This window comes from Virgibacillus sp. NKC19-3 (assembly GCF_019837165.1).
Taxonomy (GTDB): Bacteria; Bacillota; Bacilli; order Bacillales; family Amphibacillaceae; genus Virgibacillus_L; species Virgibacillus_L saliphilus.
In genome coordinates, this window is the sequence record NZ_JAGYHC010000001.1 from 2,302,907 (window position 1) to 2,315,021 (window position 12,115).

At 38.1% G+C, this 12,115-nt stretch carries 12 protein-coding genes and 1 pseudogene; all 13 read right to left on the reverse strand.

Going from position 1 to position 12,115, the window contains the following annotated elements; all coding sequences use genetic code 11:
- Nucleotides 1-30 precede the first annotated feature (30 nt).
- On the reverse strand, nucleotides 31-594 hold the full coding sequence (locus KFZ56_RS11170; RefSeq protein ID WP_222642006.1) for an outer spore coat protein CotE: 564 nt from the start codon (nucleotides 592-594) through the stop codon (nucleotides 31-33).
- 161 nt (nucleotides 595-755) lie between these two features.
- Nucleotides 756-1,184, reverse strand: coding sequence for a YlbF/YmcA family competence regulator (locus KFZ56_RS11175; RefSeq protein WP_222642007.1), 429 nt, complete (start codon nucleotides 1,182-1,184; stop codon nucleotides 756-758).
- Nucleotide 1,185: 1 nt separating this feature from the next.
- The gene (miaB, locus tag KFZ56_RS11180) at nucleotides 1,186-2,754 is read right to left on the reverse strand and encodes a tRNA (N6-isopentenyl adenosine(37)-C2)-methylthiotransferase MiaB (RefSeq protein ID WP_222642008.1); all 1,569 of its coding nucleotides are present in this window, start codon (nucleotides 2,752-2,754) and stop codon (nucleotides 1,186-1,188) included.
- Between the two features lie 180 nt (nucleotides 2,755-2,934).
- Nucleotides 2,935-3,195 carry a stage V sporulation protein S gene (locus KFZ56_RS11185; protein ID WP_222642009.1) on the reverse strand — a complete coding sequence of 87 codons (261 nt, stop codon included), beginning with the start codon at nucleotides 3,193-3,195 and terminating at the stop codon, nucleotides 2,935-2,937.
- Between the two features lie 105 nt (nucleotides 3,196-3,300).
- The gene (gene ymdB / locus KFZ56_RS11190; RefSeq protein ID WP_222642010.1) at nucleotides 3,301-4,098 is read right to left on the reverse strand and encodes a 2',3'-cyclic-nucleotide 2'-phosphodiesterase; all 798 of its coding nucleotides are present in this window, start codon (nucleotides 4,096-4,098) and stop codon (nucleotides 3,301-3,303) included.
- A gap of 107 nt (nucleotides 4,099-4,205) precedes the next feature.
- The gene (gene rny / locus KFZ56_RS11195; RefSeq protein WP_222642011.1) at nucleotides 4,206-5,771 is read right to left on the reverse strand and encodes a ribonuclease Y; all 1,566 of its coding nucleotides are present in this window, start codon (nucleotides 5,769-5,771) and stop codon (nucleotides 4,206-4,208) included.
- A 248-nt stretch (nucleotides 5,772-6,019) separates the two neighbouring features.
- Nucleotides 6,020-7,075 (reverse strand): recombinase RecA, encoded by a 1,056-nt coding sequence (gene recA / locus KFZ56_RS11200; protein WP_222642012.1) that lies wholly within the window; start codon nucleotides 7,073-7,075, stop codon nucleotides 6,020-6,022.
- A gap of 176 nt (nucleotides 7,076-7,251) precedes the next feature.
- Entirely contained in the window at nucleotides 7,252-8,496 is a 1,245-nt protein-coding gene (locus tag KFZ56_RS11205) for a competence/damage-inducible protein A (protein ID WP_222642013.1), read from the reverse strand.
- Nucleotides 8,496-9,074 carry a CDP-diacylglycerol--glycerol-3-phosphate 3-phosphatidyltransferase gene (gene pgsA, locus KFZ56_RS11210; RefSeq protein WP_222642014.1) on the reverse strand — a complete coding sequence of 193 codons (579 nt, stop codon included), beginning with the start codon at nucleotides 9,072-9,074 and terminating at the stop codon, nucleotides 8,496-8,498. The genes KFZ56_RS11205 and pgsA overlap by 1 nt, the downstream gene beginning before the upstream one ends.
- A gap of 80 nt (nucleotides 9,075-9,154) precedes the next feature.
- Nucleotides 9,155-10,072, reverse strand: a complete 918-nt coding sequence (locus KFZ56_RS11215) for a helix-turn-helix domain-containing protein (RefSeq protein ID WP_222642015.1) — start codon at nucleotides 10,070-10,072, stop codon at nucleotides 9,155-9,157.
- A 17-nt stretch (nucleotides 10,073-10,089) separates the two neighbouring features.
- Complete coding sequence (locus tag KFZ56_RS11220; protein WP_222642016.1) at nucleotides 10,090-10,884, reverse strand: YmfK family protein; 795 nt, start codon at nucleotides 10,882-10,884, stop codon at nucleotides 10,090-10,092.
- A 170-nt stretch (nucleotides 10,885-11,054) separates the two neighbouring features.
- On the reverse strand, nucleotides 11,055-11,315 hold the full coding sequence (locus KFZ56_RS11225; protein WP_222642017.1) for a DUF3243 domain-containing protein: 261 nt from the start codon (nucleotides 11,313-11,315) through the stop codon (nucleotides 11,055-11,057).
- A 99-nt stretch (nucleotides 11,316-11,414) separates the two neighbouring features.
- A pseudogene (locus KFZ56_RS11230) lies at nucleotides 11,415-12,113 on the reverse strand (SDR family oxidoreductase); the annotation flags it as partial.
- Nucleotides 12,114-12,115 lie beyond the last annotated feature (2 nt).

Here is a 12,115-nt window from a genome sequence, read left to right on the forward strand (position 1 = left end):
TTACGAGGAAGTTTCTCCCTCGTAATCCAGTTAGTCTTTTTCATTTAAAAAATCGGCTTCCACGTCGCTTAACTCATCATCGGTTAATTTGAAATCCCAGCCCTCATCATCTTCATCGTCTTTATCCCACTTTGGATTAACTTTCACACTTATCTTGGTTTCACCTATAACTTGCACGACAAATTCCCTTTCGATTTCAACGGTAATTTTCTGTCCTTTACTAGCAATTTTGCACTCCAGACAATTTGGTTGCTGAATTACTTTGGCAATAACATCATACTCATCATTGATGCAGTTATCATCCATAACAGAAAGCGGAATAATATCACTATAAGTTACTCTTTCTGTAACGACTTCTGTTTTCGTATTATCATTATACGAATACCAAATATTTATGTCATAGCTACCATTAACTTCCACTTCATCATCTGATTTTTTCTTAGCGTTATATAAATGATTGATCACCCAGCAACCCAAAATACTCGAAGGCCGATGGGATGGTGCGATGGTATGGCTGGCTTGCGTAAACTTCCGTCCCTTACCACAGACAGCTTTTGTAATGATTTCTCTATAGTCTTTTTCAAGAAAAGTCATAACTACTTTTACCTCCTCTTTTTTCATTGTCATTTTATGCAAGACAAATACCTAAAGTGCATAGCTAATTTTTAAAAGCACGGAAAGATAAGGTATTAGGGGGTAAAATAAATAAAAACCAGGTGAGAAAAGATATCTCTTCCTCCCTGGTTATAATTATTCTAGTGACAACTTGATGTGCTTTTCTTTGCTTTGGATCCTGTTTCTCCCGCAAGAATATCGCCGCCGGTCGACTCAATGACATTATTGGTAACTTCTCTAGCAATCGTGCCGGATACCAACTGTAATACATCGTTTACGACAACCTGCGATTCTTTAAATTCCTGTACCACAGGAATTTCATCAATTTCCTCCTGAAGCCGGTCTATTTCAGCTTCCACTTTTTTCAAGGCTTCTTTTTTTTCGTATGCTTGAAAGTTTACGGCTTGTTTTTGTAGTGTTTTTATTTTTGTTATTAATTGCTGCACTTTTTTATTATCATTTATCTTAGCTTCCACTTGTTTAAAACGATCTATTTCTTCTGTACTTGCAAGCATATCTGCTAATTTCTTTGCTTCATCCAGTACTTGGGCTCTTGTGTATTCGGCCATCTTAGTTCACCTCTGCTGTAGTTTCTGCCATTATACCATTTAATGACCATGTTTTGGATTCTGTAATTTTAACATCAACAATTTTTCCAATTGATGATTTAGGCCCTTTGAAGTTTACAAGTTTATTCTTTGTTGTATAGCCAGCAAGAACATCAGGGTCCTTTTTACTTTCACCTTCAACAAGTACTTGAACGATCTCTCCATCATACGATTTCATGGACGCGGCAGATTGTTTGTTCACAAGTTCATTCAAACGGTACAGACGCTGTTTCTTCACATCTTCAGGCACATCGTCTTTTTTTCGTGCAGCTGGTGTGCCATCACGCGGGGAATAAATGAATGTAAAAGCTGCCTCAAAGCCAACTTCTTCCACCAGTGTCATTGTCTCTTCAAATTGCTCTTCCGTTTCATTTGGGAATCCAACGATGATGTCGGTGGTGAGTGTTGCGTTTGGAATGGCTTGACGAATCTTACGAACCAGCTCTAAATAATCCTCCCGAGTATATTTACGGTTCATGCGTTTTAACACTTCACTACTACCTGACTGTACGGGCAAATGGATATGGTCCAGAAGATTACCACCTTGAGCTAACACTTCAATCAAACGATCATCAAAATCTCTAGGATGTGATGTTGTAAAACGAACTCGTGGTATGTCAATTTTATGAATATCATCCATTAAATCACCCAGACCATAAGTCATCCCTTCAAAGTCTTTTCCATATGCATTCACATTTTGTCCGAGTAGTGTAACTTCCTGATAGCCTTGGGCAGCCAAATGCCGAACTTCCTGAATAATATCCTCCGGACTGCGACTACGCTCTTTCCCACGCGTCATTGGTACAATACAGTAGGTACAGAATTTATCACAGCCATACATGATATTCACCCATGCTTTAATTTTTCCTTTGCGGACCTTTGGAAGGTTTTCAATAATGTCCCCCTCTTTGGACCATACCTCCACAATTTTCTCCTTGCCAAACATTGCTTCTTTTACTAAATGCGGCAAGCGATGAATATTATGCGTCCCAAAAATTAAATCCACATGCTGATGCTTCTCCAAAATTTTATTTACGACAGATTCTTCCTGTGACATACAGCCACAAACACCTAAAATCAAATCCGGATTTTCTAATTTAAGCGGTTTTAAGTGACCGATTTCTCCGAATACTTTATTTTCCGCATTTTCTCTAATTGCACATGTGTTTAATAAAATGATATCTGCTTCATTGGTATCGAACGTTGCTTCATAACCCATTTCCGTTAAAATACCAGCCATCACTTCTGTATCGTGTTCATTCATTTGACAACCATATGTACGGATTAAGAATTTTTTTCCTTTACCTATGTTTTCCATATCTTCTGGAATTCGGAAGTCATAGTGAACATTTACCTGATCCCGACCACGTTTACGTGCTTTGTTCAAATTCGGTGGTTCATAGGTTGTCTCAAAATACTTTGCAAAATCCGCGCTCGTTTTCTCATGCAAGGGTTTATCCTGACCGGATTTTATGTCCGCGGAATTTTCCTGCTTTATTTGCGACTGTTCTTTTCGTTGTTGTTCATTCATAACGAATTTCCTTTCTTTTTATAGAAATTAACATTAGCTTACCCGTCCAGTATAAAGGCTATATATAAATTAAACAATACATGCTGGTTAAGCGCAAATAAAAACTTCCGGTATATGACATGGAAATTAAAAAATAGTGCTACGCTTCTGCGTAACACTAAAGTCCATTTCTTTTCACATCTATCTAGGCTCTACAATTAACTTAATTGCTGTTCTTTCTTCATTATCGATCATAATATCGGTAAATGCCGGTATACAAATTAAATCGACTCCACTTGGTGCCACAAATCCTCTAGCTATGGCAACCGCTTTAACGGACTGGTTTAACGCACCAGCACCAATTGCCTGCATCTCCGCTGAGCCATTTTCACGTAGTACATTTGCAAGTGCGCCTGCTACTGAATTTGGATTTGATTTAGCTGAAACTTTTAATACGTCCATTACTAGTACCTCCTTCATTTACTAATGTAGTTCTATTGCTACTATATTCCTGGAGATGTTAGCTTATTCCCTATTATGCATCAATAATTCGAAAGATTCAATTAATCAGCCGAAGAATGGGTGATCATCATTTATTAAAATACGTTCTACTTTCATTGCCTTTCCGCTATTTTTATCAATAGAAACGATAAAGCCATTTAGTTGTTTTCTACCCTTTTTATTAATTTCAAAACGTACCGGTAAAGACGTTAAAAAGCGTTTCAACACTGCTTCTCTCTCCATACCCAATATGCCATCATAGGAACCCGTCATCCCCACATCTGAAATATATGCAGTTCCTTCTGGTAAAATACGTTCATCCGCTGTTTGAGTGTGCGTATGTGTACCGACAACTGCACTCACTCTTCCATCTGTATACCAACCCATTGCCTGTTTTTCACTTGTTGCTTCCCCGTGAAAATCAATAAAAATAATATTTGTGCGTTTTTTGGCTTCATCGATCAGCTTATCCACTTTGCGAAATGGATCATCAATGGCCGGAAGGAATGTGCGTCCCTGCAGATTGATAACAGCTATTTCTACCCCGTTTATATTTACAAATACCAACCCTTTGCCAGGAGTTCCCTCAGGAAAATTTGCCGGTCTGATCATGTACGTTGCATCTTCAATAAATTCAAAAATCTCTTTTTTATCCCATGTATGATTTCCCATTGTAATTACTTGAGCACCCGACTCTAAAAATTGCTTATAGATTTTCTCTGTTATTCCTTTTCCGGACGCTGCATTTTCTCCATTAATAATTGTCATGTGCGGACGGTACTTTTCTTTTAATTTTGGTAAATAATCTTGCACCATATCCCTGCCTGGGGAACCGACCACATCTCCTATGAATAAAATTTTCATTGGTTCGATCATCCTTCTCTTTTATTATAATATTAGTTTTTCATAATGCTTATGTATTGTCAAAAAACATTCCTTAATAAAAATAAAAGCGATCAAAATGATCGCTTTTATTTCGCATATTCAACTGATCTTGTTTCTCTTATAACGGTTACTTTAATATGACCTGGATAATCAAGTTCTCCTTCAATCCGTTTTCGAATATCCCGAGCAATGCTTACGGATTCAATATCATCGATTTCATCAGGTTTAACCATAATTCGGATCTCTCTTCCAGCTTGAATTGCAAAGGATTTCTCTACCCCTGCAAAGGACTCCGAAATTTCTTCAAGCTTTTCCAAACGTTTAACGTAATTTTCCAATGTCTCACTTCTTGCACCAGGACGTGCAGCAGATAATGCATCAGCTGCAGCTACCAATACAGAAATGACGGAAGTTGCTTCCTCATCGCCATGGTGAGAAGCGATGGCATTAATAACTACCTCATGCTCCTTGTACTTTATTCCAAGCTCTTTACCGATTTCAACATGACTGCCTTCCACTTCATGATCAATTGCTTTTCCTATATCATGAAGTAAGCCGGCTCTTTTTGCTAACGTTATATCTTCACCTAATTCAGCAGCCAGTAAACCAGAGAGGTAGGCAACCTCTGTTGAGTGCTTCAGGACATTTTGGCCATAACTTGTACGATATTTTAGACGACCGAGTATTTTGATTAAGTCTGGATGCAGACCATGTATTCCAACCTCGAATGTTGTTTCTTCTCCAGTTTCCCGTATATATTCATCAACCTCACGTCTGGCTTTATCCACCATTTCCTCAATTCTGGCTGGGTGTATTCTGCCATCTTGTACCAGTTTTTCCAATGCCATACGAGCAGTTTCCCGTCGTATCGGATCAAAACCAGATAAAATTACCGCTTCCGGTGTATCATCAATAATTAAATCAATACCAGTTAAGGTTTCCAGCGTTCGTATATTACGTCCTTCACGTCCGATGATACGACCTTTCATCTCATCGTTAGGAAGGTTTACTACTGATACTGTTGTTTCAGCAACGTGGTCTGCAGCACAACGCTGTAAGGCTAGCGAAAGAATGTCTTTTGCCTTTTTGTCAGCCTCTTCTTTGGCACGGTTTTCAGCTTCCTTAACCATTAATGCTGACTCATGTGTCACTTCTTTTTCGATCCGCTCTAAAATAACTTGTTTTGCTTGGTCCGTCGTATATCCTGAAATGCGCTCAAGCTCAGTTTGCTGCTCTTGTTTCATAGCTTCCACTTTGCTTTCCATTTCTTCAATTTGTTGTTGTTTTTCTGTTAGTGATTGTTCCTTTTTCTCTAACAAGAGCTCACGCTCGTCCAGTGTTTCACTTTTTCTGTCCAAATTTTCTTCTTTTTGCATCAGACGATTTTCTTGCTTTTGTGTTTCTGAACGTCTTTCACGTAATTCTTCTTCTGTTTGCTGGCGAAGTTTATGATTTTCATCTTTCGCCTCAAGAAGTGCCTCCTTTTTAGAGGTATCTGCGTTTCGATGCGCCTCATCAACTATTTGTTTTGCTAAATTTTCCGCACTGGAAATCTTAGCTTCCGCAATAGATTTACGAATCAGATAACCAACAACAATACCGACGATTAGGATTAGAGCAAGCAAAATGGAGATGATTAAAGGATTGTCCATGATTTCACCTCCTATTGCTATAAAGTTGTACAATTCATTATTTGTCGGCATGTACCATGATCAATGCATAAATAATTAATATATCTTATAATAGAAATTATAAAATTATACATGTTAATTTTAATTGTCTACATGACTATTGTCAAGGAAACGTCACAAGTAATCTTACAAGAATTACGCGAACGAAGATCAAAAATCAATCCTCTACCGGATACCAGTAAAGGATTGATTACTCACTTCGACAACTATTATATGTCCATACTTTCCTGTCCTTCTTCTTGTTGCTCATTTCCTTCTTGTTTTTCTTCTTTTTCCGTACCATCTAAATTATAATATTCTCGAATGGCTTCATGAACTTCTGCCATCATCTCCTGATGGTCTTTAAAATATTGTTTGGAATTTTCTCGGCCTTGACCTAGTCTTTCTCCATTATAGGAATACCATGCACCACTTTTTTGAACAATATCCAAGTCAGAGCCAATATCAAGAATTTCCCCTTCTTTTGAAATTCCCTGTCCATACATGATATCTACTTCCGCTTGCTTGAATGGCGGCGCTACTTTATTTTTAACTACTTTTATTCTAGCCCTATTTCCCATAATTTCATTACCCTGTTTTAGCGTTTCAGCGCGACGAACTTCCAAACGAACAGATGCATAGAATTTCAGCGCACGTCCACCAGGCGTTGTCTCCGGATTGCCAAACATAACACCTACTTTTTCACGTATCTGATTAATGAATACAGCAGTCGTATGGGATTTATTAATGGACCCTGAAAGCTTTCTTAGAGCTTGAGACATAAGACGTGCTTGTAAACCTACATGTGCATCACCCATATCTCCTTCAATCTCCGCTTTTGGAACTAATGCCGCTACGGAATCCACAACAACTATATCAACCGCACCACTTCGAACAAGCGCCTCAGCAATTTCAAGTGCCTGCTCACCCGTATCAGGTTGTGATAGGAGTAATTCTTCAATATCTACACCCAATGCTCTTGCATATGTTGGATCAAGCGCATGTTCAGCATCGATAAAAGCTGCCTGTCCACCTTTTCGCTGTGCTTCTGCAATAGCATGTAAAGCTACAGTCGTCTTACCCGATGATTCAGGGCCATATATTTCTACTACTCTACCTCTAGGATATCCGCCTATTCCCAGTGCTACGTCTAGAGCTAGTGATCCGCTTGGAATTGTTGCTACCTTTTGTGCAGCCTGTTCCCCGAGTTTCATAATTGACCCTTTGCCAAATTGCTTTTCTATTTGCTTTAGCGCCATGTCTAATGCCTGTTTTTTATCACTCAACGTATTTGCCTCCTTTTAGTACCTATTTACATCATACATCGTTTTTAAAGATTTGCCAAGAAAAAATCGAATAAATGTTCTCTGATTTTATCCGTATTTTTCAGTGAAAAATAGAATTATAAAGTAAAACAGGGAACGTAAAAAATGAATTTCAACAAAAAAATCCCCTAATTTTATCATTTTAAATAATTAAAAAGAATTTCAAGCCCTTTTAGTGTTGCTCTCTTTCTAACTGCATTACGAGTGCCTTGAAAAGTGAATTTTTCAATCGTTTGGTCGCCTGCATCTTGAGCAATGGCAATATAAACCGTCCCTGTCGGTTTTCCTTCTACTTCATCTGGTCCAGCTACTCCCGTAAAACTTATTCCAATAGAAGCATCCAATTTTCTGCGTACATGATCAGCCATTTCAAGAGCACATTCTGCACTCACTACGCCTTTCTTTTCTATGACCGCATTAGAAACATCAAGCACATCCTGTTTTACTTTGGTGTCATAACAGACAATACCGCCACGACAAACGGAAGAGGCACCCTCCACGGTAATAAGTTTATCTGTAAACATACCACCTGTTAAACTCTCAGCTGCTGCAATACGTTTGTTTTGTTTTTTTAAAAGAGAAATAACCTGATTTTCTAATCTTTCATTATCAACACCATAAAAATGAGAACCAACTTTTGCTAAAATTTGCTGCTTCATATTCTCAAGTAAATCATTCACTTTTTCCTCGGATCTTTCTTTTGCTGTGAGACGAATGACCACACCCTCATCTTGTGCCAATGGCGCAATCGTTGGATTACTTTGATGTTGAATGATATCACGTAATTCATGCTCGAGAGCTGATTCACCAATACCGATGAATTTTAGAACCGTTGATTTAATAATTTCTTCATTTCCAATCAACTTTTGAAGGTAAGGAAATACATCATTTGTAACAAGTTGTTTCATTTCTCTCGGGACACCAGGCAGGAAGATCCAGGTTGTACTACCATGTGTGATAATCATTCCCGGTGCCATCCCAACCTGATTATTAAGTACATAAGCGTCTTTAAAGACCCGCGCTTGCTTTCGATTATTTGGTGTCATCACTGATTCTTGCTTTGCAAAGAATGTTTCTATTTTTTTCATAGAAGGTGGGTGCTCCACCAGTTCCAAATGACTTATACGCTGGAATGCCTCACGGGTTAAGTCATCTTCGGTTGGTCCAAGTCCTCCTGTGACTATGACAATATCTGAACGATCATGCGCTTGGGAAAAAGCATCTTCCACACGTTGTAGATTATCCCCTACTACTGTATGATTGTAGACATTAATCCCGTATAGTGCGAGACGCTCCGACAGCCATTGCGCATTTGTATTTGCAATTTGCCCTAATAACAATTCTGTACCTACTGCAATAATTTCCGACTTTACATTTTTCATTATTTAGAATCCCTCATAACATGCCAATTTTTCACAAAATAATCATAACCAGAATATACTGTAAAGAATAATGCAATATAAAGCATTACCTGAGCGAATGGAAACCCAATATAAGCAAACGGAAAATTATGGAGCAGTAAAGCTGCGATTGCAACGATTTGTGTCACTGTTTTTAATTTACCCATATTGCTCGCCGCAAGCACTATTCCTTCACCAGCAGCAACTAATCTGAGTCCTGTTACAGCAAGCTCTCTGCTGATAATAAGAATAACAACCCATGCTGGTGCTAGTCCCATTTCTACTAGCAAAATGAATGCTGCTGTAACGAGTAATTTATCTGCCAGGGGGTCCAGGAACTTCCCTAAATTTGTTACAAGGTTGTACTTCCTAGCGTAATAGCCGTCGACCCAATCCGTTGTCGAGGCGATGATGAAAAGTAAAGCTGCTGCGAAGTGAGAAACAGGGAGCTGACTGCCGCCAATATTCCATTCTCCCCAATCAAAAGGAACGCTTAATAAAATAATAAATATAGGGATTAAAAAAATACGTGAAATGGTGATCTTATTTGGTATATTCATGACTCTTCCCTTCCTCCTAGTATCATGTCAGGTATAAAACCCTTCCACATCACATAAAGGGAAGGGTCTATACTGATTATTTATGTTTCGCTATCCATATTGATCCATATTTTTTGAAATACTTCTTCATCGGGGTCAATTGGATATTCTAGTTCTGTCCCATTAATCGTCACCGTAAGATCAGACACATTTCCGATACTTAAATAAATTCTTTCCTCATCGGACATATCGAATTCCATCGGTGATTCATCTTCAGAAAATTCCTGGCTGTAAAAAGATTCACCATCTCCATTTTGAACATCAAGCCACGTATTGCCGCTGGACTCCAATGTAAGAGTAATTTCTTCGCCAGTATCTGTGAAATCAAATGTAGATTCAGGTGGACTGCCCGTCCCTTCTTCAGCTAAAGATAATTCTGCTTCTGACTCTGCTTCTGCATCCTCTTCCTCTGATGCATCCTCTTCCGCGTCTTCTTCCGTCGCTTCGTTTGATTCATCCGCCGCATCTTCTTCACTGTTGTCCTGATCATCATCCGGATTATTAATTATAATTTCTTCATTATCATTTTGATCTTCCTGCGAATCAGCTTCATCACTACCGGAAGTTGACTGCATATAGAAAAACCAAGCTGCTAGGATAATACCAATGACTAATAGTATAACAATTATCGTAGGCAAACGCGAAAAAATAGCCGGGCTTTTTTCTGCGTTGCTTTCTTTTCGGGTACGCTGTATTCGCGTATATGGTGCATCATTTTCTTCTTCCGTTTTAGGCACCTCTTCTTTGTATTCTTCCAACAATTCATTTGGATCTAAACCTACAGCATTAGCATATTCTTTAATAAATGCTCTAGCGTAGAATTTGCCTGGGAGAATATGGAAATTCCCCTCTTCAATAGCAACTAAATACCTTTTCTGTATCTTCGTTGTTTCCTGTAAACTGTCCAAAGATAGATCTTTTGTTTCTCTAGCTTCCCTTAGCCTTTCTCCTATTTCCATAAATAACACCATCCATTTCAAAAATCAAACATAGAAAATCCGTCACTTTGTCTGAATTGCTGCCTTTCAATAGGTTCATATGTAATCTCTTCATTTTCATCACTACGCAATTCAATAATATAATCAAAATCATCCATCGTATACGCTGTTGTCTGTACAAAAACATCTGGATGCTCTACTATTTTTATAGAAGGAAGCTGCATAATTTCCCGAATTAGTTGCCAATGTTTTTCATCTTCCGAGCGCCTACTGGAAACAACCCCATCAATAATATAGATATTATCTGGATTGTATTCACCTTCAATCAATTGGCTGCGCACGGTTTGTTTCAAAAGTGTACTGGACACAAATAACCAGCGCTTATTTGCAGAGACACTTGCAGCAACGATCGACTCTGTTTTACCAACGCGAGGCATTCCGCGAATACCGATTAATTTATGCTCTTCCTTTTTACATAGCTCTGCCATAAAGTCCACCAATATTCCTAATTCGTCACGTACGAAACGGATTGTCTTCCGATCATTGGTATCCCTCTGAATATATTTTCCATGCCGTACAGCCAATTTATCCCGAAGCTTTGGCTTGCGTATTTTCATTACTTTGATTGTATCCATTGTATCCAATATAGACTTTAAACGGGTAATATTTTCATCATATTGGGAAAGAATTAATATTCCTCTTTTGGAATCCTCTATTCCATTGATGGTTATAATATTAATAGATAACATCCCTAATAAAGAAGATATATCACCAAGTAGTCCAGGACGGTTGTATTGAATTTCGTATTCAAGGTACCATTCTGTTTTCCCCATAATTAGCTCCTTTAAACGCATACTCTATCCTATAATAACATAAAAAAACAATAAATATGTCTATATCATAAATGATTTTAATGTAGGTGAAAAGAGTTCCATAAAAGCTTCATTAATAAAGAAAGAAGCTATATATATAATTATACAGCTTCTCCTTCAATCATGCAGCTTTAATTTGTATTTTCTTGATTTTTCACCATTTTTATCATGGTATTGGCAATCGCCTTTTGTTCGTCTTCTGAAGCAGCATTCCACAATTCTCTTAACACTGCTTCTTCTTCATTTTTTGCTTCCACATTGCTGGCAAGATAATCTCCAACCTCACCAGCTACGTTGGTAATTGTTTGCTCACTCATTCCTTGTTGCTCTGCCTGCTCAAGTCTGCTGGCCAAAAAGCCCTTCCATGAATCAAAATTATCCAGTACTGACATACAAAAGCCTCCTTCCATTTTTCATGTATAGTATTTGAATTTTTTTATCGTTTATACATGATGAAAGAAATCAATCGTTTTACTTCCAGGCCCCATTTACATGAATGATTTCACCTTGAATATAATTCGACTGCTTATCCAATAAGAAACTAACGGTATGAGCAATTTCACTAGGTAAACCGGCACGATTGATCGGAATCTCGGCAATAAGTGCTGCTTTCTCATTTTCGGTTAAATGATTGTTCATTTTTGTTTCAATATAACCTGGGCTAATAGCATTAACGGAGATCCCACTAGGTGCAACCTCTTTGGCTAAGGACTTCACAAAGCTATTTTGTGCTCCTTTTACCGAAGAATAAACAACTTCATCGCTTGCACCAATATCCCCCACAGGGATGTTATGAAAATGATGTTACCGGACTTTCGTTGAATCATTTCAGGTAATAAGTGATGTGTAATCATCCATGGTGCCTTCACATGCAGGGTGAGCATTTCATCCATTATTTGCTCTGTGATATCCTGGAAAATGCCGAAATGCGCTGCACCGCCAGCAAAAATAATAGAATCCACCGGGAATACAAGCTTGTTTAGAAAATCTTTTATCATGGTATCATTTTTTAAATCTGCTTGTATGACAGTGAGCAGGCTTTCTTTATCAACCTTTTTGCTAAAATCATCAATTACTTTTTTATTTTTATTATAATGCAGCAGTAGTTGGTATCCGTCATTTGCCAATCGTTCAGCTATTGATACACCAATATCTCCACTCGCACCGATAATTAATACATTCCCCTCCATGT